We start from the raw sequence: 19,238 nt of genomic DNA on the forward strand, positions 1-19,238 counted from the left end.
ATAAAAAGAATTTAATCAGGGGCAACTTAGTTCCACATTGATCTGCTGACGAACCGGGAATGACGGCACATTAAATTCGGTTTCCCTGATTTTTGTTTCCGGGTAGCCGTCCGCCAGAGAAGTTCCATTGAGTCTTGTGAGATCTCCGAGGCAAAACAATTTATAATCTCCCTCGTGAATATACTTAATTTCACTACTTCCATTTTGAACGGGACTTGCAGCTAAAGGGAGTTGCTTTAAGTATATTTCCGGGTCCACTTCAACTTCTTCTTTTCTGTAAATTGCATAATAATGGGTGCGGGACTTGGTTCCTCCGCTGATGTATAACCTGGCAGCAAACTCCGGATAAATAACCCTGGAACGGATGAGAAGGTTTCCCCCCATATCGAGCTCACCTTTATGTTCTTTTCTCCAGTCACTGAAAGCTACCATCGTTCTGTCTACTCCGAGAGGAGTATTATAAGAATGTACCATTAAATTTTCTTTGATATTCATCCGTATTTCTAAAATGAAAGGGTCATAGCCGGCTCGAATTTCCATATCCTTTTGTCCCGGCTGGAGGGCATAAAAAAGAGGAAACATGGCCGGAGTTCGGCTTTCTTTTTCTGCATCGATGGTGCCGGGGTCATAGTTCGTCCTGTAAATAATATTAGAACCACTTACTTCATAATTGTCGAATCGTTCGTTGGTTAACTGGGCCCCCTGTTCTTTTGCCCAGCCTGTAACAAAAGAGCGAAAGTAAACACCGGCATAATAGTACTGGGTTCCATTAACCTGGTTTATCGTTTCTGCGGTGGGATCGACGGAAGGGTATTTCGCACCGCTGCCATTAAAGAAATCCACAATTTGAAAATACCCGGTCTCTTCACAGCCGGTTTTTCCCAGACCGTAGGGAACATTGCAGTAGACCTGCCTGTAAGGAGCTATGAAATCCCAGAATTTCTTGGATTCACTAATACTGGTAATTCCATCAATCCCGGCAAAACCTTCCCGATATTTGGAAGAAATACGTACTTCACCAATGTCTATAAAGATAGGCAGGTCTTTGGCGTAGGGAAGTTCTCCGAGATCAAAGGCCGGATCCAGACCATCACCGGCATCATCGAGATATAGCTGGCCTGTTCCATTATTGTATTCATCAAAACCGAGGGGGTTGTCACTGGCATAGGTACCCTTTAAAAGGAGTAACATTCTCTGGTTAAAAAGGGTGCTAATGACAGGATAGGGTGTATTACTGGCATTCCCTCCTGTTAAAACCTCACAGTGAAGCTGAAATAATAAAAAAAGAAATAAAAAACTTTTTCTCATAAAACTCTCCTCAAAGAATAAAACTTACCATCAAACCAAAATGAAAAAACTGACCATCCTTCAGGCGATAGTGATTGGGATTTGTTAAACGAAGGTCCTCATAGGGAGATGTATAGGGATACTGCGTGGCAGAGGGAGGAGAAAGATTGATTTTTTCGAAAATATGATGGTAGTCAATTCTCAAACCAATCCGAATTTTTTTACCGGCAACAAAACTAATCTCGGTACCTAAAAAGCCCATAGGATCCCAGCGGGCTGTGTTAGCGGGTCTTGCCAGAACATAAGCGGCTCCTCCACCTGCCTTGAGGAATAGAGAAACCGGGAGTTCTGCCGGAACTTTGTAATCTATGGCTCCAAAGAGAGGGATCGTCGTAAGGGCTCTTTCGGTTCTCGAAAGGTAATTAGAAAGGCTTCCTCCTACTTCTGTGTAGAAGTTCGGGTAGGATCCCCATTGGAATCTACCAAAAAGACCGGCTCCGAGGGTTGTATTCAGGGCTCGACCTGTATCGGTTCCGGGAAACGGATTAGAAGCACCCAACCAGAAGCCAATTTCGGTTTTTGGATTCTCTATCTGGGCATGTATCGAGGAATAAAAAAAAAGGCAGAAGATTATAGGAAACTGTAAATACTTCATTCTATAGAAAACTCTTATACCACAAAAATAGCTTGGTAATTTTCGGCAATGTTTATCTGAAAGCCGAAATTCTCTTCCTGAAGCCTTCTTTTTCTTTACAGCTACATCATAAAGCAAAGCCTTGGGAGAAATGAATAAAGTCGGACTTTTCTTTTTCGTGACTTTCCTTCCTTTAAGTCTGGGTTTTTTAGCAAGGCGACAGGGATTTTTAAAAGAAGAGAGGGGAAAGTTTCTCTTTTTAATAGGTATGATTTTTTTTGAAAGCCCTATAGTAGTCCTGATTCTCTGGAAACTTACATTAAATAGGGATTATTTATATCTTCCTTTATTAGGATTTTCTCTGGTACTATTCGCAGGGCTTACCGGTTTTGGATTTGCAAAGAAACTTTTTCGAGAAAAAAAAGAGCAGGGAGCTATGGTTCTGGCTTCAGCCTTATCGAATCAGGGTTTTTTACTGGGAGGTTTCATCTGTTTCTTGTTTTTCGGTCAGGAAGGGTATGCCTTAAGTGTAGTCTACATCCTCTATTTTCACTTTACGATCTTTTTTATTTGTTTTCCGGTGGCTCGATATTTTTCCAGTTCGGAAACGATTTCCCTTTTGAAAATGATTCGTAATACTTTATTTGATATTCGCTCTCTTCCCATGCTCGCACTTATCTTCGGGGTTTTATTAAATCTATTGAATGTTCCTTTTTCTGAGCAGCTTACCGGAATTTTAGATTTTGTGATTCCCTTTACCACATTTTATTTTATGTTTTCCATAGGCCTACAACTTCGTCTGGAATTCAGCTATTTTTTCCGGAGAGAAGCATATATTATCTGGTTAATCAAATTCATTCTGACTCCTCTATTAGCTTATTTAATTATTTTATATACAGGTATGAAGGGCCTGGTGGCAAAAATAATCTTCATAGAATCTTTTACTCCGGCGGCTGCTTACTCGATTATGATATCAACTCTGTTTGACCTCGATAAAGCTCTTGCCAGCCGTTTATTTGTTACCAGCACCCTATTTTTTCTATTTATTATTTTTCCTATTGTAGTGTTTTTACTAAATGTCCTGACATTTTGAAACGCTTCTTTTGAAAATAATGTTCTTGGCTATCACAAGCCTATAAATGCAGTGGATGTATGAAGCTGGATCATTTACTCACAGTAAGAGCCGGGTTACAGAATTGCCAGGATTGTAAGGGAGTCGGGATTATTCTCGATGAGCTTTTACCGGGAAGTCGATCAGGAGAATTGGCTGCCTGTCACTGTATGACTGATTCCTGTAAAACCTGTTTTTCGAAAGGTAAGGCTCCTTATCTTTCCTATGACTCGGAACGGGACAGAATGGTTCCCTGTGAGTGTCATGAAGCGAGGGTGCATATCAGCCGTTTGAATACGCTTATGGGCAGGGCAAAGATTCCCTCGAAATATCGCTTTCGTTTTTTATCGTCCATCGACTTTGAAGGAGATTCCATGATATCTCTTCTGGCTGCCTGTGATTGGGCCGATGAACTGGTAAATCACTTCCCTGATACGGCTTACTGGAAAAATCGAAAAAAGGGAATGCATCTCTGGGGTGGAACCGGTTCCGGGAAGACACTTCTTGCCTGTGCAATATTGAATGAACTCATTTTTCGCTACGGGATCAAATGCCGGTATGTTAAAATTAATGATTTTCTAAACAGTCTCCGGGAAACCTATCAAAAAACTTCGGAATTTCACGGTCAGGAAAGGTCTATTGGTGAAGAATTTATGAGTGTGGATGTGCTGGTCATCGATGATTTCGGGGTTCAGAAAGATACAGAATGGGCCAATTCCAAGCTCTATGATCTGATAGATTCTCGTTACGAAAGAGAAAAGACAACTCTCTTAACTTCCAATGATTCTCCGGAGGAATGGAAGGAGAGAGGAGAAGGCAGGGTTTATTCGAGGCTCTGTGAAATGACTCAAGATCTACATATTGAATGTCCGGATTACCGCTTGAGGTTCTAATGCCAAAACTTGCCTTTATCAGCATCGGTTCAAATATGGGGGATAGGAATCAATATATTCGACTTTCCTTATGCAATATAAAAGTTCTGCCACAAACCCATCTTCTTAAAGTTTCCCGGATTATGGAAACAAAAGCCCTGGAGGTTGTCGAGCAGCCGGATTTTTTAAACTGCATTGCCAAAATCCAGACCTCCCTCGAACCTCTTGAGCTTTTAAAAGAACTACAAAAAATGGAAGTGGAAATTGGAAGAATCAGACGGTACGACAAAGGCCCCAGGGAAATTGACCTGGATATCCTTTCGTATGGCAGATGCAAAATAGAAGAAGCTATATTAAAGATACCACATCATTCTTTATATACAAGACCCTTTATCCGGGAACTTCTGGAAGAAATGGGAGAAGATGAACCCTATAAGGTGGAATCACGATGAAAGACATTATTACTTTTTTTAAAAAGAAGAAAAGCGAATCAAAGAAAATTTCGGTTCTTACCTGCTATGATTATTCTACAGCCAGGATTTTTTCTGATACGGAACTGGATTGTATTCTTGTAGGAGATTCTCTGGGGATGGTATTTCAGGGACAGGAATCTACCATGCCGGTAAGTCTTGAAGAGATGATTTATCATGCGAAAGCTGTTAAGCGGGGTGCTTCGGCTATCCCGATTATCTGCGATTTGCCCTTTTTGTCCTATCATGTAAGTAAAGAAGAAGGGATTCGTGCCTGCGGAAGAGTCATGCAGGAAACAGGTTCAGCGGCTGTGAAAATAGAGGGAGCAAGTCCGTATATATTGGATTTAGTTTCTCATCTTGTAGAAATCGGTATACCGGTTGTGGGACATCTGGGCTTAACTCCCCAGTCCGCCAGGGTACTCGGAGGACACCGACTACAGGGGAAAAAGCCCGAAGAGGCCCTGAAAATTTTAGAAGGAGCTAAAAACCTGGAGAAAGCAGGTGTATTTTCTATAGTCCTCGAAATGATACCGGAGAGTCTCGGAAAAGAAATCACAGAAACCATTCAGGTTCCCACCATAGGTATTGGTGCAGGAAGGTTTACCGACGGACAGGTTCTGGTGATAAATGACCTCCTTGGAATGAATCCTGATTTTAATCCCAGGTTTTTAAAAAAATACAGGGACCTTTACAGTATCATCCGGGGAGCTGTAGAAGAATACGACAGAGAAGTGAAGTCCTCTGAGTTTCCGGGGGAGAAAAATGTATTTTAGAGCTATGATACGCTTGCTGAAAACAATAATGAATTAAAACACCTTACCCACATCTAATTGAAAGCCTTCGATAGCTTTACTGTAAATTGTATCTCCGGCCCGGGCGGTCTGCTGCTTCCACATTATACCTGCTTTATTATGATAGACTTCTATCCACTCTTCTTCGGGATGAACAATCCAGTATTCCTTAACTAAAAAACGACCATACAAGCCCCTCGTAGAGATGCATTGCAATGAATCTCTACGAGGGGTTGAAAGGATTTCTATGATGAAATCTGGTGCTCCGTGAACTTTCTTCTCTATAATACTGGCACGGCGGATGGAAACGAAAAGAATATCAGGCTGCACTACGTTTTTCTCATCCAGACGAACATCAAGAGGGGCCATAACTGCTTCGCCTATTCCCTCCCTGTTTACAAAAACTCCTATTTCAATATATAATTTCCCCAAAACCTGTTGATGTCTAAAAGATGGTGAATACATAAATATAATTTTTCCTTCGATAAGCTGGTAGGGTGCCATTTCGGGCAACAGTTCGAAATGGTGTTCATTATAGTCTTTCTCAGCAGAAATCGTGGTGATTACAAATTGGCCATTTTCATCCTGAAAGAGAATCTGCTCGTCAATAATTTTAAAGTGCATGCCTCCCAGATCCTGTTCTTCTGTGGCTTTGAGTAGTTCGTGATAGTATTGTGTCTCCATAATAAGCAGGTGTTTAGTTTGAAAGGTTCTATAAAATTTGTAAAGAATTAATTAAAAAATTTGTACATGAGATATTCTTATTCGCTACAGGTGCGGCCTAAAAACCACCCTCTTAATGGCAATCGAAGAAATAGTAAAGTTTATAAAAGGAGCTCTGTGGGAGTAATAGATGGCAAGTCGTTCATCGATCGTAGCCGAAGTACGGTTGTGCCGAGCAAGTGAAGGGCGTTAAAGGGAAGCATCTAAATCAGTAAATATTTCTCCCGAAGACAAAAAATATCTTGCTTCGAAAAATTAAGAAAAAATATCCTAAAAATGGGAAAAAAAAATTCGTCGAGTGTTAAATAAGGATAGGAGGAATAATTATGGGTTCCATATCAACTATTAGCAGCAGGCCGATTCAGTCCGCGGACAATTCCAGTACTCTGTACTATTTCGGGCATGGCAAATTAGAAAGCTCACCCTCTACTTCCTCCATACTGCATGTGCTCTCTCACGAACTGGACCATGTTGCAGAATACCGTGCTAAGGCAGCAAGAGAAAACGCTGTAATTCATTCCCTGGATATTAAGGTCGATTACGAAATCCGAGATGGAATGCTCGTAGCCGTAAGCGGAGAAACCTCCGTAACTATGGATAAGAATCCGAGGGTAAAAAATCCGGTAGACTATTATGAAAAAGCAGGAGAAGATCCGGAAGAAGTCATTCAATTACCGGGAGAAGGAGATGCAAGCCTCAGCACAAAAGGCAAACTCGAAAAACGTATCTTAGAAAAGGCTTTTCAGGCCCAACTGGCAGACAAACTCAAGAAAATAGATACCGAAATCCGCGTTCTGGAAAAAGAAGTGCAATATTCAAATCGAGAATATATAACCCTTATGGACATCAAACTCGATGCCCGTTACGAAAGGCTCAGTAAGATTAAAAATAAAATAGAATTAGAACTCCTGGATAAATCCTCAGCAGTTCCCGTTGTCGGGTAACAGGGTTTTGTATCCGAAGAGTTTTATGAAATATTTATTAGTTTTCTTATATTTCCTTTTGCTTATTTCCTGCGGAGAAAAGAATCAACGTGACATAAGTCCTGATAGTTCCGGTACGGTTTCTTCGACAGAAACTTCCCCGGCTTCCGAATACAACTCAGCTATTATTATTCCCGGCTCTGATGTTGTATTATATCCGATTGGTTCTACAAACCAGCGCTCGAGTAGCCTTCGTTCCGAATACTCCTACCAGGCTTCAACATACTGGAATGTTCTTTTTTTTAACACGGAAACGAAAGAGGCTCATCTTTTAAGTCAGAAGAGTCTCCTAATCTATTCCATACATACTCACATAGGAGATCAGGCCCAGGGAGTTCTTTCTCCCTATATTTTCTATATAATCACTTCAGAAGATTATAATCAAGACGGAAAATTGGATAATAAAGATCCCAGATACCTCTTTGTTTCTGATCTCAAAGGCAATAACCTTCGACAGATAAGTCCTTCCGGTTATAGCATTCATAACTGGCAGGTAATCCATAAAACCAGAAAAGTTCTGATAGAAGCCTTTAAAGATACGAATGGAGACAAAGTTTTTACCGGAGAAGATAAACTTATTCCTCTTATTTATGAGGATGAAACGGGTAAGACAGCAGAAGAAGTGGTTTCCAAAGAAATGCAAAAAAAGCTGGATGAGTTATATAAGAAAATTTGGCTTAAGTAAGAAAGCGAACCATTTACTGGTTCGCATACGGAAAAGTCCTAAAGGCTTTAGGACAGGGAGTAATTCACCTTAAAGGCCTTTTCATCTCCATAAAAGGTTTCGTCTATGGATTCAAAGCTCACTCCCTGAAAATTTTCTACCTTGGATTTGTAGGAACCGGTAACGAGAATTTCGTAGGCTTTTGCTGTATCTTCCCCCAGTTTGCTGGCAAAGTTCACCTGTGAACCAAAAACATCTTTATCTCCAATGCGTAAGATTTTTCCATGACCGAGGCCTATACAGAGTAAGACTTTTTCTTCTTCTATTTTTGTCTGGTTGTATTCATGTAAAGATTTTTGCATTTTTAGAGAAGCTTCGAGTGCATCAAGAGGACTTCTGAATATTACTAAGAAACTATCTCCTTCTGCTTTCAGTAAGATTCCATCCTGTTCTTCTATGATAGGAGTAAGAATTCTTTCAGATTCATAAATGGTTTGTAAGAAATGAATAATTCCAAATTGGGAAGCTCTGCGTGAGAAACCGGAGAGATCGGTGAACATCACACTCCATTCTTCTCCGAAAAGATTCCAGATTCTTTCGTCTATCTTTGCCTTATCTGCTCCATTCTCTAAACGTAGTTGAATGAGTTGTTCTAACCTGTCTTCTGAGGCGCTTGTGTAGATTCTTCTTTTTATCGTCATATAACCCCCTCTTACACAAATTACTGCACTCGGAGTAAATATAGCAAGACTTTTTTCTTATTCGTTTAGCCAGGCTTCTGCAGCTAATAATTCAGAAAACTCTTTCTTTTGAATTTTAGATTTACCATACATTTCCTGAGCGGTAGCCTGACTGATAAATGTATAGGGCATAAGAACAGCCATTTTAGAGATTCCCAGCTCTATGGCTACTGCATGGGCTTTTAAGATTTCTTCAGAAACATCCGGTGGTTGCGGACCGCAGAGTCTTCTGTCTACAATTCCCGTAAAACCTTCTCCGGCCAGTTCGGCGGCTTTTCGTATTCCGGGTGTCAGATCCTTTATAGCTTCTTTGTTGGGTGCAGGAATATCGGTATAAGTTAAATAAACCCGGTGAATACTTGTATCTACTGATATTACAAAATACTCATTTTTTTCTATAAGCCTCATATCCTAAAATTATCAGGAAAAGTTTTTCCTGACAAGCAATAAAAAAGATTTGCTATTCATTCAGGACTTTGAGCAAACTTGATCCGGGTTAGAAAATGGGACTTTTGTTACTTTCAATTTGTTTTTCAGTCTGCTTACTCCTGCTCTTGCTTTTTGTTTATTTTCATTTCCGGAAAATCCGGCAGGTAGATGAAATCCTTGTCGAGTTACAAGAAAAATTCATTAAAATGGAAAAACAGCTCAGACCAGACGGTACTACTACAAGTCGTAATACGGGGGATGTTTCTCCGAGAATGCTTGTAACTATCGAAGTGAAAGATCCTATAGGTCTTGCGCGAAGGGAGTCTTACATAGGAAAAATTGCCAGTGATTGGTTGCCGGATCTGGTAAAACAAAAAGTCTATGAACAGGTGCGCAAAGAAACTATAGAAGAATTGAAGCGGAAAAATGTAGATGCCAAAGTAAACATTATTCAGATTTGAGGATAGATGATGGAACTTACAATATCTTTACTTATCTCTTTTACTCTGCTCATTTCATTGGCTGTGGTTTTATTTTTCAGTTATCGCTCTTTAGGGAACTTGCATCTTCGTGCTCTTAAATTAAAGAAAGAAGCCGGCCACGTTTCTTCTATAGTCAGTCATGAATTCTTACGTAGATTGTCCTTTCGTCAGAAAAAAGAAATGGTAGAAAACCTTGTTTCAAAAAGTACAGAAACTATTGAAAAAGTATCTAACCTGACTTTTGGCATATTAAACAATCTGGCGGATTCACAAAAAGCTTCAAACAGGGCAAAAAGAATCAAAGAAGCCGGAGAGAGAAAAAAGATTGAAGAGAAGCAAAAGTTAGAAGAATCTAAAAAAACTACGGAGAATGAAGGAGGTAGTGGCATTTAGGCATATTTGATTTTTCTAATGTATTGATATTAGTTTAAGTATTTGCAAATTTATTTATATTTTTTCTTTACAGTTTTTTTCATCTCCTTATTATTAACTCTCGCAGGAGAGATATACATTGATAAGGTTTTTATACTTTTTTATAGTTTTCAGTTTTTTTTCTATTTTTGCGGATGGTACAAACAAAACAGTTTATCTGGGGAAATTCGCAGCCTATAATTCAGCAAAAGATCCACAGGTTGAAGATTTAATTTTTTTAAACCTGAAAAAAGAACTTACAGATTCCGGTTATACAGTTCGGGAAGGAGAAGCTGATTTATCAGGCACACCAATCGAAGAAAAATCTCTTGAAAAGAATTCCCATTCTTTCCTGATCGATGGTTATTATAGAAAAGATAAATTTCATAACCTGAATCTTTACATTCAAATTTATGATGCTTCCACCGGTAAAGTTATTGATGCCGTAAACATCAGTCGGGATCTTCCCGAACTGGAAGATTTAAACCTCGATGAAACGGAACTCAAAGAATCTGATTCTGAAGTAATTTCTGATGCGGCTAAAAAAACCCTGATACGAATCAAGGGGAATCCGGATAAGAAAATTATTGATGAACATATAGATAATGAAATTAAAAACCATCCCATCAGTAGCACTTATCGTTTCCCTCTTTCAGAAGCAAATCTTACCCAGAAGACGGAAGAAGTTTTCAAGCTTTTAGGGGAAACAGAAGTTGTCACAGCTTCCAGAACCAAAGAAAGCATTATTGATGTTCCGGCGAGTATTATGGTTGTATCCGAGCAGGATTTCAAAGACAGGGGCTATAGTAGCATGGAAGATATCTTTCGAGACCTTCCCGGTTTTGATTTTATCGGTCTTGGAGGTGCAGATCCAAATGTTCTTTACCAGAGAGGTTATCGTACGCCTTTTACATCCAGAACCTTGCTCATGATAGATGGTATCATCCAGAATGACTTATGGACTCAAGTTGCTACTGTAGATAGAACCTATCCGATATCCAATGTTAAACGGGTAGAAATCATTTACGGCCCCGCTTCTGCGGTATACGGACCCAATGCCTTTCAGGGTATTATAAACATTATTACGAAAACCGCAAAAGATAATGGTAAGCAAACAGTAGCAGGTAAAACAAGTTTTATGTACGGAACCGGGCCGAATTGGACGGTAGATGGTGCAGTCAATGCACAGGTCGGTGAAGTAGGAATCTCTATGTCTGCGAGAACTACTCAGGGACTGGATGAAAATAATAACATCAAGGGTAAAGGGTACCAATCACCTTTCTATATGAATAACCCAAAGGTCTGGGGTCCGGTTCTCTTCTACGGAAATATGGGGAATGCTTACGGAACTTATAAAGATGCTGTAAATGACTGGGGCACCATACTCAGTGTTACCTATAAGACTTTAAAAATTGGAGCACATATTAGTAATAAAGATGAAGCTTATGCAGGAGCCTATCCCGGTGATAAGGCACAAACGAATGACCCCTGGTCCAAGCATCTTGTTAACTTATATGTAGAAAATGTTGCAGAAATTACACCCAGGTTAACTTCTTACTCCCTGGCCCTATATCGGGATACATACACCTATGGAAGTTGGTCGGAAGCAGATGGATATAGTTTAACAGAACCTTCTTATATTAGTATTACCCGTTGGACCAATGCCAGTAAAAGTGCGAGAATCAACCAGAACCTGGAGTATAAGGTAAACGAATACCTGAAAGTAATGGGAGGTATAAAATTAGAATTTAAGAAACTATCAAAATACTATGATATCCCTGGATACTGGTGGAGTTCAACTTACTTTAGTTCGGTAGATGCTTTAAACCCTGCTGTAAATCCGGGTATCAAGGATGACCCCTTGCATCAGAATGGAGGTTATTCGATATACCTGAGTTCGGATCCCTTTATACTGAAAGGGCCTTCCCCCAAGAAAAGAATGCCCGATGAAAATACAATTGCTACTTATGATAGGGGTGGATTTTTACTTACTATCATTGATTGGGGAAAGTTTCGCTTTAGTCCCGGTGTTCGTTATGATGAAAACTCGGTATATGGTAGAGCTTTAAATCCCCGGATTACGGGTATCTATAAAATGAATGATCGCACCGCGGTGAAATTATTATACGGGGAAGCCTTTAACGAACCTCCACCTATGCTGTTATACGGTGGTTTCTCCGGACGAACCGCCGACTTGAATTTAAAACCGGAAAAAGAGAAAACAACGGAATTAATCTTTATGCGTCAGGGAAAACGTATTTCCAATGAGGTTTCCGGTTATTACGCCAGATACGAAGACGTAATTAAAGAATCAGCTAAGAATGCCGGAAGACGAAGAATATATGGTCTTGAATATAAGTTCAGATGGAACTTTTCTAATTTTATAGATAAATCAGCACCTATCAGCTTATATACGTATTATACTTATACAGAAGCTCTGGCCGATACTTATTACGATCATAATATGGGTGAATGGAAAGAAGGAGTTACACCTCTCCGACAATATGAGTATTTATTTCGAGGTCAAAAAGTTGCCGGCCCTTTTGGTTCTTATTACGACGGACCTGCTTCTTTTATTCCGCGTAAACGTGAGTATAAAAACCTCGGAGATATTGCTCCTCATAAGATAAATTTGGGTGCGAACCTTCCCATTCAGGATTTATTTATTTTAAATCTCAGAACTAATTATGTAAGTGCGAGAGAATTTTATTCGAGAAACGCCCTGAGTGATAACGGGCCTTTGAAAGACCCTACTGATGTAGATGCCGTACTGAAAAGAATAGTTCAACAGGAAACTAAAAGACTACCGGCCAATCTAATATTCGATTCCGGTATTACCATGAACTTTAAACACTACGGGTATTTCACTTTCAGGGTAATGAATATTTTCAATACCTATTATGTGCATCCGGGAACCAGCAATGCCAATGCCGGTACTTATTATTATGCTCGATCCAGTGGGTATGACTCTTCATTGTTACCCCAACCCGGACGCTCCTTCATGATGAATTTGACTTTAACGTTTTAAAATGGTTCCAGACGGCTTACTCTTCGGATACACTCAGGGGCCTTTCGGAGATCTCAGCCGGCTGAGAAAGTAAAACGAGCCGAAGCCAGGCTCAGGGAGCAGCCGTATTCATATTTCCATATATACAAATTCTTCCTGTTCTATACCTTTCTTTAAGGCCTGAAGGTATTTTATAAAATAGATATGATCCCCGATGATACTATCTTTTAAGTAGGAATCAGCTTTTAGAAGAGCGGGATTTCCTCTTTCTAATTCAAGAATCAGTTTTTCTGAAAACTCGGATATTGATTCCAAAAGAAAATAAAGATATTCTTTGCGCTTCACATTATCCAGCTCGATTAACTGTAGTCGAATTTTTTCTGAATCATTCGTGATTTCAATCTCTTTAGATTTTCCGATTTTCGAGAATTTTGAGTGACTGAGCCATTCGTAAAAAGATTCAGATACATCTATAGTACAGGATGTATCGTTTTTTGAATAGAGTGTAATGTCTAACATAATAAGGACTCCAAGTTTTTATCTAATATCTTATCTTCGGGTATTCTTTCAATCCAGGATATATTATTTTCCTTAAAAAGTTTTTTTGCATTTTCGGATATCACACCTGTAGTAAGGACAGCTATTATCGACCCTTTAGAAATGATTTTTTTAGCTTCCCCTGAATCAATCCTCTGCTTGGTTTTAATTTCTATGTGTAGCATCTTAATTATAAACTTCCTTTAGTTTTTGCATAAGCCTGTGAACTTTATTTCTATCGCTCACTCTAAAAATAATGATATCACCGTTTGGATCATTATTCCGAGTTCTCTCTGATGAAATTCCCTCTGACTTTAGAAGCTTTAATACTTTTGTTACCAGGTCACGATGAACTCTAAGTTTATAAATTAAACCATCTTCATCAGTTTCAAGATTTAAACCCATGTGTAACTTTGTCTCCTTTTCCTGCTTCTCCGACGCTGAATATGCTTGACTACAGACTCCGAGCGATGGAAAAACTGATTATATTATACAATATATATTCATATATCAATTATAGTCAATTAAAAATATAATAATATCAATCATTTTATGAAAAAAGATCAATTTAATGAATTATTCTCTTACCTCGGTCTCAGCCAGAGGGCCTTTGCAAAAAAATACGATCTCCCGCAACCTACTCTAAGTAATATTGTAAATGGTAAAATGAAAGCCCTGCCGGTTGAGGTTATCTACCGGGTGCATAAGGATTTCGGCATCAGCCTGAAATGGCTCGTCTCCGGGGAAGGGGACATGCTCGAAGCCCAGAACAGCGAAGCCCTGACCGAAGAGGAACAGAAACTCTTCCGGGAAATCCGCAGAGATCCGAGGATGCTTTCTGCAATTAATGGAATATTAGAAAGTCTGAAAAAGATATTTTAGACGGTGCTTCCCAAACCGACTTTCCGAAGTAGGAGGCTTAACCCTCCGGCTTGGGAAAGGGGGTTTTTCACTTGCACTTTTTTATCTCTAAACCGATATTGCAATCATGGAACTAAGCGCGATTCCCAAAAAAGCCTCTAAATTTGTAGAGATTGATTCTGCTGTGAAATTTGACATCCCGGTGTCTCCCGATCACGAATTTTTTACGAACTTTGAGGATGTCCGTGGTGAATTTAATGAGAACCTCATCTACAGTGCTTTAAACGTTTCAGAGGCGCCGGAAACCAGTATTTATACCTATAACGAAACAAATCCTTTTAACAAGTCCCTGGTTTTTTTAGCAGGACACAGGGGTTCGGGCAAGACTTCCGAAATCCAGAAATGGGTGCAAAAACTCGATAACCCGGACTGCTTTTTATGTATCACCTGCAACATTGATAAGGGTCTGGATAAGAACGATGTGGAATATACTGATATTCTAATATTTCAACTGGAGCAACTTTTTAAAAGACTCGAAGAAAAAAATATACTGGTGGAAAGTGATATTCTGGAGGAAATGCAGGCCTGGTATGCAGAAACGATTCGTGAAGTAAATAAGAAGCTTACGAGTAAAATGGAAATCGAAGCGGGACTGGAAACCAAAGCCAGTATTCCTTTTTTATCCAAACTTTTCATGAATTTAAAAGCCGGGATCCTGGGAAGCACGGAAAGAGCGACTGTTATTCGCAGTACTATTAAGAACAATTTTAGTGAGTTTGCTTCGAAATTTAATATGTTTATTTACAGGATAAATGAACTTATTAAGACCCAGAAAGTTGCCCGCGAAGTTTTCTTTGTGGTAGACGGTCTGGAAAAAACCATGAGTACGGAATCGAGACGTAAAATCATTATGGAAGAGTCCAACCGTATCCAGGAAATCAAGGTAAACACCCTATTTACCCTGCCGGTTGAGTTAATGAGTGAACAAAGGCGACTGGAGAATTTTAGCACTATCATTCCCTTTCCTTTTGTAAAACTTATAGAGAGAGATGGTGCAAGGGTTGAAAAAGCAATAGAACGATACAGGCAATTTATTTATAAGCGGGTTTCGAAAGAACTTTTTGATTCCGATGAAACGGTAGAGAAAGTTGTTCTTACCAGTGGTGGTTCTCCACGGGAATTATTAAGAATATTAGAATATACTGCTTTTTATAGTGATAAACAGAAAGGGATTCTAACAAGAGATGCCCTGAACAAAGCAGTAAAACACCTTGCCGCAGATGCCTCCCGTTATCTTACCGATAAGGATATTGAAATTTTAAAAAAAATTAAACTGGCAAATGAAAAAGGGATTCCTATACTTTTTATGGATGGGCTTCAGGACCTATTGGAGAAGTTAATTGTTTTTGAATATAATACCGGCACCTACAAACGTGTGAACCCGGTCATCGAAGAATCGGATATTTATAAATTCTATGTCGCGGGATAAGATTGAAAAGTTTGAAGAGCAATATAGCTTTTTAAGGCGTATTTTAGAAGTCGAAGGCTTTCGTCTTATCTTTTTGGAAACCAATTCGGGTAAGATTATCTCCAAAGCTTTGGAACTGGAACTAAAAAAAGACTATCCTGAAAGAAAACTGAGCTACCTGAAAACGAAGGGGAAAAGTTACCGAGAAATCGTAGATGCCTTCTATGAAGCTTCGGAAGGTTTTGTTTTTATCACAGACTTTTATGAAATCCTGAACAATGAAGAACTGCTTGTAGGCTTTAACCAGAGGCGGGATAAATTCGCCGAGTTTCCGATAGCCCTGTTTTTGTTCCTTCGCAGGGGTGATGTGCCTCTCTGTGTAAAAAAATTGCCCGATTTGTGGTCTTACCGTTCGTATATTATGGATCTGCAATATATTTCAGAAGCCAGGGATTTTAGCTTATCTAAATTAAACTATGATCTCATTGATTTACTGGAAATAGAGAAACCTTCAAAAGAAGAAAAGAAACACTACGAAGCAAAAGTTAAGAATCTCGAAGCAAAGCTTGCTATTTTAAAAGAGAATATACAGGATGATTTCCAGAGAACCATACTTCTACCGGAGCTAATTTCCTATTATGAAAAACTTTCCGATTATGAAAGGGCTTTAGAACACACGGAAAAATTCTGTAGCATTTATGAAAAAACCGGCAAGAAAAATAGAGATTGGGAGAATAAGAAAGAATTCTATAAAGCATTAAAACTTATTTATAATCAAGAAGAAGCTGAAACTGCCAGAGAAATACTTGGCAGGTTGATTGAAAAGGATGAAAATAATTTTTCCCTGTATTATTACAGGGCTATCTGCTTTATAATATTAGGAAATTCAAAGGAAGCAGAAGAGGATATAAAACAGGCTATCAAACTCAATCCGGATTCTCCTCAGAATTATTTTATAAGCGGGATTGCTTATTATAATCAGGGCAAACTTGAGGAAGCGATAGGAGCCTACTCGAAGGCAATAGAAATAAAGCCGGATGAACACGAGGCCTATAACAACCGCGGGATTGCTTATAAGAATCAGGGAAAACTTGAGGAAGCGATAGGGGACTACTCGAAAGCCATAGAGATTAAGCCGGATGACCACGATGCCTATTACAACCGCGGGAATGCTTATGTAAATCAGGGCAAGTATGAGGAAGCTATAGCTGACTACTCGAAAGCCATAGAGATAAAGCCGGATTATGCCAGTGCCTATTATACCCGCGGGCTTGCTTATTTTAATCAGGGCAAATATGAGGAAGCGATAGGGGACTACTCGAAAGCGATAGAGTTAAAGCCGGATTACCACCAGGCCTATTACAACCGCGGGAATGCTTATGATGATTTGGGCAAACTTGAGGAAGCGATTGCCGACTGGACGAAAGCCATAGAAATAAAGCCGGATAAGCACGAGGCCTATAACAACCGCGGGAATGCTTATGCGAAGCAGGAGGGATATGGTAAGGCTTACGAGGATTACAAGAAAGCTCTTGAAATAAAACCGGATTTTGAAAGTGCCTATTACAACCTGGCCTGTCTTTTTGCCCTGCAAAATAAAAAAGAAGAGTCTTACGATTATCTAAAACAGGCTATCGAGCTAAATACAAAGTATAAGCAAATGGCGAAAGAGGACGAGGACTTCAAGCTCTTTTGGGAAGACGAAGAGTTTCGGAGGATGACGGGGTAGAAGCATCGGTACTTCGACTCGCCGTTGGCTCGCTCAGTAACCGACGGCATATTGAAGCCGGAGGAAGGGGAATCATAAATGCAGCGTGAACGAAAATTGATTCGATTGAAAAATTATGATTATTCAACACCGGGTGCATATTTTATAAGCATCTGTGTCCACAATCGTTTATCTGTATTTGGTAATATTATAAATACCCGTATGGAATTAAATTCCTGCGGACAAATTGTAGAACAACAATGGAAATGGTTATTTGATCAATACGATTATTTAAAAATCGATGAATATTGTATCATGCCAAATCATTTTCACGGAATTATTTGGATAAGATCCGAAAACGTCATGGATGATGTAGGGAACGACGTAGGGAACGATGTAGGGAACAGTCGCGACTGTTCCCTACATGGTCGACAAACAAAAATAAAACCAATACCGGAATTGGTCGGTGCATTTAAAACAACGTCATCAAAATTAATTCATTTATCGGGGAATGAATCATTCAAATGGCAGAAATCATTTCATGATAGAATCATCAGAAACGAAACGGAATTATACCGGATTCAAAAATATATCATTGAGAATCCGATTCATTGGAATGAAGATGATTATTATTCTTGAACCGAGGGAAATCTGGTTATTCCTTACCAGAACCTGGTTGTTGAGGCCGGGTGGAATTATGCATTTATAAGAATCTCACCATATTCCTCATAATCTTCAATAAATTCTTTAAAGTCTTTTAAGCGACAAAACCCGGACATATTAATTTTCTTATGTTCTAACCTGGTAAGTTCTCTTAAAAACAGGTGATAATCTAAAACCACATTTTCTGTTTCGTTTAGAAGAATATAATCGAAGGCTCTCTTATTGTCCTGCTGACTTTGTATAAATTCTTCGATTACACTCTCCGGGTTTCTATGAATACAATATAAAATATGGTAGCGTATAATATGTTGACTTATTTTACGTATTCGATTTGCTCTATGAAAGTTTAAATCCTCTTCATCAGATAATCCACCTAAAAGAGAAATGTAGCAATTGATATCTGCATCAAAACGATTCTCTGAAAGGTAATTCAGAATTTCAATATTTTCTACTTTCCTTAGTTTCTTATAGGCTATAATTATTTTACCGGGAACATTCTCAAACTTCATTTTCTTTTGTCATAATTGCTTTGTATAAAACTTACCAGCTCTTTTTGATTTTTAGACTTTGCCGGAAGAGGTTTAAGAATAAAAATAATTCTTTTTATTCCTTTAATAGAAAGAATTATTTCTTCCAACCTCTGGTCTTCTATGCTGATAAAGCGACCATGTATTTTCTCATATAACCAAATACAAACCCTATCATAGAGAGTAAAAGAAGGTTCTGAAACTCTACTAATTGCTTTTGACATCTCTCGATACGTATCAGAGAAATTCTCTCTCGCTTTTATTTTCCTCGTTTCGGGTGTATTGAACAAAAAGGGTTGTTCATCTTTCATTTTTTACCTCATAAACCAAGATACAAATGTTTAGCTTCTACTGCAAGCTTTAATTCATTTTTTTGGGAATCAGAATTGACATTTGTGCTGGGAGGCATAATGTCAGCAAGGGATTTATATCATAGCACAGGCCGGAGGGAAGGAATTGCTGAATGCATCCAGAAAGAAAATTGATTCGATTGAAAAATTATGATTATTCAACACCGGGTGCATATTTTATAAGCATCTGTGTCCACAATCGTTTATCTGTATTTGGCAATATTGTAAATACCCGTATGGAATTAAATTCCTGCGGACAAATTGTAGAACAACAATGGAAATGGTTATTTGAACAATACGATTATTTAAAAATCGATGAATATTGTATCATGCCAAATCATTTTCAAGGAATTATATGGATAAGGTCCGATGACGATATAAACAATGACGACGTAGGGAACAGTCGCGACTGTTCCCTGCATGGTCGTGACTATTCCCTACATGGTTCCATTTTTACATCGCAGTTTTGTAATAAAATTTCAATTGAATAATTTTAAATAATTAAAATAGTTGGAGT

24 protein-coding genes are annotated in these 19,238 nt (G+C 38.9%); 14 read left to right on the plus strand and 10 right to left on the minus strand.

Going from position 1 to position 19,238, the window contains the following annotated elements; translation table 11 throughout:
- Positions 1 to 15: 15 nt before the first annotated feature.
- A complete protein-coding gene (locus H7A25_00160; GenBank protein MCP5498288.1) occupies positions 16 to 1,308 on the minus strand; it encodes a hypothetical protein in 1,293 nt (430 codons plus the stop codon).
- Positions 1,309 to 1,318: 10 nt separating this feature from the next.
- Positions 1,319 to 1,942, minus strand: a complete 624-nt coding sequence (locus H7A25_00165; GenBank protein ID MCP5498289.1) for a hypothetical protein — start codon at positions 1,940 to 1,942, stop codon at positions 1,319 to 1,321.
- A 130-nt stretch (positions 1,943 to 2,072) separates the two neighbouring features.
- Here H7A25_00165 and H7A25_00170 point away from each other — a divergent pair, with 130 nt between their 5' ends.
- Genes H7A25_00170 through panB form a run of 4 tightly spaced genes read left to right on the plus strand, consistent with a single transcriptional unit; the run spans position 2,073 to position 5,150 of the window.
- Entirely contained in the window at positions 2,073 to 3,014 is a 942-nt protein-coding gene (locus H7A25_00170) for an AEC family transporter (protein ID MCP5498290.1), read from the plus strand.
- Between the two features lie 59 nt (positions 3,015 to 3,073).
- A complete protein-coding gene (locus H7A25_00175) occupies positions 3,074 to 3,925 on the plus strand; it encodes an ATP-binding protein (protein MCP5498291.1) in 852 nt (283 codons plus the stop codon).
- A complete protein-coding gene (gene folK / locus H7A25_00180; GenBank protein ID MCP5498292.1) occupies positions 3,925 to 4,356 on the plus strand; it encodes a 2-amino-4-hydroxy-6-hydroxymethyldihydropteridine diphosphokinase in 432 nt (143 codons plus the stop codon). Before H7A25_00175 ends, folK begins: the two co-directional genes overlap by 1 nt.
- Positions 4,353 to 5,150 (plus strand): 3-methyl-2-oxobutanoate hydroxymethyltransferase, encoded by a 798-nt coding sequence (gene panB, locus H7A25_00185; GenBank protein ID MCP5498293.1) that lies wholly within the window; start codon positions 4,353 to 4,355, stop codon positions 5,148 to 5,150. The genes folK and panB overlap by 4 nt, the downstream gene beginning before the upstream one ends.
- Positions 5,151 to 5,183: 33 nt before the next feature.
- Here the strand turns inward: panB and H7A25_00190 are convergent, their stop codons facing one another.
- Complete coding sequence (locus tag H7A25_00190) at positions 5,184 to 5,852, minus strand: Uma2 family endonuclease (protein MCP5498294.1); 669 nt, start codon at positions 5,850 to 5,852, stop codon at positions 5,184 to 5,186.
- Between the two features lie 365 nt (positions 5,853 to 6,217).
- Between H7A25_00190 and H7A25_00195 the strand changes: the two genes are divergently transcribed.
- Together H7A25_00195 and H7A25_00200 are read left to right on the plus strand one after the other, a co-directional pair.
- Positions 6,218 to 6,835 (plus strand): hypothetical protein, encoded by a 618-nt coding sequence (locus H7A25_00195; protein ID MCP5498295.1) that lies wholly within the window; start codon positions 6,218 to 6,220, stop codon positions 6,833 to 6,835.
- A gap of 25 nt (positions 6,836 to 6,860) precedes the next feature.
- On the plus strand, positions 6,861 to 7,559 hold the full coding sequence (locus H7A25_00200) for a hypothetical protein (protein MCP5498296.1): 699 nt from the start codon (positions 6,861 to 6,863) through the stop codon (positions 7,557 to 7,559).
- 47 nt (positions 7,560 to 7,606) lie between these two features.
- Here H7A25_00200 and H7A25_00205 read toward each other — a convergent pair whose 3' ends face one another.
- Both H7A25_00205 and H7A25_00210 read right to left on the minus strand, forming a co-directional pair.
- Positions 7,607 to 8,239 (minus strand): adenylate/guanylate cyclase domain-containing protein, encoded by a 633-nt coding sequence (locus tag H7A25_00205; protein MCP5498297.1) that lies wholly within the window; start codon positions 8,237 to 8,239, stop codon positions 7,607 to 7,609.
- Positions 8,240 to 8,296: 57 nt separating this feature from the next.
- Positions 8,297 to 8,686 carry a hypothetical protein gene (locus H7A25_00210; protein MCP5498298.1) on the minus strand — a complete coding sequence of 130 codons (390 nt, stop codon included), beginning with the start codon at positions 8,684 to 8,686 and terminating at the stop codon, positions 8,297 to 8,299.
- A gap of 227 nt (positions 8,687 to 8,913) precedes the next feature.
- Here H7A25_00210 and H7A25_00215 point away from each other — a divergent pair, with 227 nt between their 5' ends.
- The 3 genes from H7A25_00215 to H7A25_00225 all read left to right on the plus strand — a co-directional run bounded on the left by H7A25_00215 (position 8,914) and on the right by H7A25_00225 (position 12,628).
- Positions 8,914 to 9,168: a hypothetical protein gene (locus H7A25_00215; protein MCP5498299.1), complete on the plus strand. Its 255-nt coding sequence runs from the start codon at positions 8,914 to 8,916 to the stop codon at positions 9,166 to 9,168.
- Positions 9,169 to 9,177: 9 nt separating this feature from the next.
- Positions 9,178 to 9,582, plus strand: coding sequence for a hypothetical protein (locus H7A25_00220; protein MCP5498300.1), 405 nt, complete (start codon positions 9,178 to 9,180; stop codon positions 9,580 to 9,582).
- A gap of 118 nt (positions 9,583 to 9,700) precedes the next feature.
- Positions 9,701 to 12,628 (plus strand): TonB-dependent receptor, encoded by a 2,928-nt coding sequence (locus H7A25_00225; GenBank protein ID MCP5498301.1) that lies wholly within the window; start codon positions 9,701 to 9,703, stop codon positions 12,626 to 12,628.
- Positions 12,629 to 12,736: 108 nt separating this feature from the next.
- Here H7A25_00225 and H7A25_00230 read toward each other — a convergent pair whose 3' ends face one another.
- The 3 genes from H7A25_00230 to H7A25_00240 are packed head-to-tail and all read right to left on the minus strand — an operon-like array spanning position 12,737 to position 13,549.
- The gene (locus tag H7A25_00230) at positions 12,737 to 13,126 is read right to left on the minus strand and encodes a hypothetical protein (protein ID MCP5498302.1); all 390 of its coding nucleotides are present in this window, start codon (positions 13,124 to 13,126) and stop codon (positions 12,737 to 12,739) included.
- Positions 13,120 to 13,329 (minus strand): hypothetical protein, encoded by a 210-nt coding sequence (locus tag H7A25_00235; protein ID MCP5498303.1) that lies wholly within the window; start codon positions 13,327 to 13,329, stop codon positions 13,120 to 13,122. Before H7A25_00235 ends, H7A25_00230 begins: the two co-directional genes overlap by 7 nt.
- Before the next feature lies 1 nt (position 13,330).
- The gene (locus tag H7A25_00240; GenBank protein MCP5498304.1) at positions 13,331 to 13,549 is read right to left on the minus strand and encodes a hypothetical protein; all 219 of its coding nucleotides are present in this window, start codon (positions 13,547 to 13,549) and stop codon (positions 13,331 to 13,333) included.
- Between the two features lie 147 nt (positions 13,550 to 13,696).
- On the opposite strand from H7A25_00240, the gene H7A25_00245 reads away from it, so the two are divergent.
- From H7A25_00245 to H7A25_00260, 4 genes are all read left to right on the plus strand, one after another.
- On the plus strand, positions 13,697 to 14,026 hold the full coding sequence (locus tag H7A25_00245) for a helix-turn-helix domain-containing protein (protein MCP5498305.1): 330 nt from the start codon (positions 13,697 to 13,699) through the stop codon (positions 14,024 to 14,026).
- 106 nt (positions 14,027 to 14,132) lie between these two features.
- The gene (locus H7A25_00250; GenBank protein ID MCP5498306.1) at positions 14,133 to 15,494 is read left to right on the plus strand and encodes a hypothetical protein; all 1,362 of its coding nucleotides are present in this window, start codon (positions 14,133 to 14,135) and stop codon (positions 15,492 to 15,494) included.
- The gene (locus H7A25_00255) at positions 15,481 to 17,202 is read left to right on the plus strand and encodes a tetratricopeptide repeat protein (protein MCP5498307.1); all 1,722 of its coding nucleotides are present in this window, start codon (positions 15,481 to 15,483) and stop codon (positions 17,200 to 17,202) included. Before H7A25_00250 ends, H7A25_00255 begins: the two co-directional genes overlap by 14 nt.
- A gap of 78 nt (positions 17,203 to 17,280) precedes the next feature.
- A complete protein-coding gene (locus H7A25_00260) occupies positions 17,281 to 17,820 on the plus strand; it encodes a hypothetical protein (protein ID MCP5498308.1) in 540 nt (179 codons plus the stop codon).
- A gap of 56 nt (positions 17,821 to 17,876) precedes the next feature.
- Here H7A25_00260 and H7A25_00265 read toward each other — a convergent pair whose 3' ends face one another.
- Positions 17,877 to 18,353, minus strand: a complete 477-nt coding sequence (locus H7A25_00265) for a hypothetical protein (GenBank protein MCP5498309.1) — start codon at positions 18,351 to 18,353, stop codon at positions 17,877 to 17,879.
- A complete protein-coding gene (locus tag H7A25_00270) occupies positions 18,350 to 18,682 on the minus strand; it encodes a hypothetical protein (GenBank protein ID MCP5498310.1) in 333 nt (110 codons plus the stop codon). The genes H7A25_00265 and H7A25_00270 overlap by 4 nt, the downstream gene beginning before the upstream one ends.
- A gap of 152 nt (positions 18,683 to 18,834) precedes the next feature.
- Here H7A25_00270 and H7A25_00275 point away from each other — a divergent pair, with 152 nt between their 5' ends.
- Positions 18,835 to 19,212 carry a hypothetical protein gene (locus H7A25_00275; protein ID MCP5498311.1) on the plus strand — a complete coding sequence of 126 codons (378 nt, stop codon included), beginning with the start codon at positions 18,835 to 18,837 and terminating at the stop codon, positions 19,210 to 19,212.
- The last annotated feature ends 26 nt before the right edge of the window (positions 19,213 to 19,238 follow it).

It is taken from the genome of Leptospiraceae bacterium (assembly GCA_024233835.1).
Classification (GTDB): Bacteria; Spirochaetota; Leptospiria; order Leptospirales; family Leptospiraceae; genus JACKPC01.

Bases quoted from the DNA above. Each gene is read 5' to 3' on its own strand.
- H7A25_00160 (MCP5498288.1), bottom strand. From the start codon at position 1,308: ATGAGAAAAAGTTTTTTATTTCTTTTTTTATTATTTCAGCTTCACTGT.
- H7A25_00165 (MCP5498289.1), bottom strand. From the start codon at position 1,942: ATGAAGTATTTACAGTTTCCTATAATCTTCTGCCTTTTTTTTTATTCC.
- H7A25_00170 (MCP5498290.1), top strand. From the start codon at position 2,073: ATGAATAAAGTCGGACTTTTCTTTTTCGTGACTTTCCTTCCTTTAAGT.
- H7A25_00175 (MCP5498291.1), top strand. From the start codon at position 3,074: ATGAAGCTGGATCATTTACTCACAGTAAGAGCCGGGTTACAGAATTGC.
- folK (MCP5498292.1), top strand. From the start codon at position 3,925: ATGCCAAAACTTGCCTTTATCAGCATCGGTTCAAATATGGGGGATAGG.
- panB (MCP5498293.1), top strand. From the start codon at position 4,353: ATGAAAGACATTATTACTTTTTTTAAAAAGAAGAAAAGCGAATCAAAG.
- H7A25_00190 (MCP5498294.1), bottom strand. From the start codon at position 5,852: ATGGAGACACAATACTATCACGAACTACTCAAAGCCACAGAAGAACAG.
- H7A25_00195 (MCP5498295.1), top strand. From the start codon at position 6,218: ATGGGTTCCATATCAACTATTAGCAGCAGGCCGATTCAGTCCGCGGAC.
- H7A25_00200 (MCP5498296.1), top strand. From the start codon at position 6,861: ATGAAATATTTATTAGTTTTCTTATATTTCCTTTTGCTTATTTCCTGC.
- H7A25_00205 (MCP5498297.1), bottom strand. From the start codon at position 8,239: ATGACGATAAAAAGAAGAATCTACACAAGCGCCTCAGAAGACAGGTTA.
- H7A25_00210 (MCP5498298.1), bottom strand. From the start codon at position 8,686: ATGAGGCTTATAGAAAAAAATGAGTATTTTGTAATATCAGTAGATACA.
- H7A25_00215 (MCP5498299.1), top strand. From the start codon at position 8,914: ATGGAAAAACAGCTCAGACCAGACGGTACTACTACAAGTCGTAATACG.
- H7A25_00220 (MCP5498300.1), top strand. From the start codon at position 9,178: ATGGAACTTACAATATCTTTACTTATCTCTTTTACTCTGCTCATTTCA.
- H7A25_00230 (MCP5498302.1), bottom strand. From the start codon at position 13,126: ATGTTAGACATTACACTCTATTCAAAAAACGATACATCCTGTACTATA.
- H7A25_00235 (MCP5498303.1), bottom strand. From the start codon at position 13,329: ATGCTACACATAGAAATTAAAACCAAGCAGAGGATTGATTCAGGGGAA.
- H7A25_00240 (MCP5498304.1), bottom strand. From the start codon at position 13,549: ATGGGTTTAAATCTTGAAACTGATGAAGATGGTTTAATTTATAAACTT.
- H7A25_00245 (MCP5498305.1), top strand. From the start codon at position 13,697: ATGAAAAAAGATCAATTTAATGAATTATTCTCTTACCTCGGTCTCAGC.
- H7A25_00250 (MCP5498306.1), top strand. From the start codon at position 14,133: ATGGAACTAAGCGCGATTCCCAAAAAAGCCTCTAAATTTGTAGAGATT.
- H7A25_00255 (MCP5498307.1), top strand. From the start codon at position 15,481: ATGTCGCGGGATAAGATTGAAAAGTTTGAAGAGCAATATAGCTTTTTA.
- H7A25_00260 (MCP5498308.1), top strand. From the start codon at position 17,281: ATGCAGCGTGAACGAAAATTGATTCGATTGAAAAATTATGATTATTCA.
- H7A25_00265 (MCP5498309.1), bottom strand. From the start codon at position 18,353: ATGAAGTTTGAGAATGTTCCCGGTAAAATAATTATAGCCTATAAGAAA.
- H7A25_00270 (MCP5498310.1), bottom strand. From the start codon at position 18,682: ATGAAAGATGAACAACCCTTTTTGTTCAATACACCCGAAACGAGGAAA.
- H7A25_00275 (MCP5498311.1), top strand. From the start codon at position 18,835: ATGCATCCAGAAAGAAAATTGATTCGATTGAAAAATTATGATTATTCA.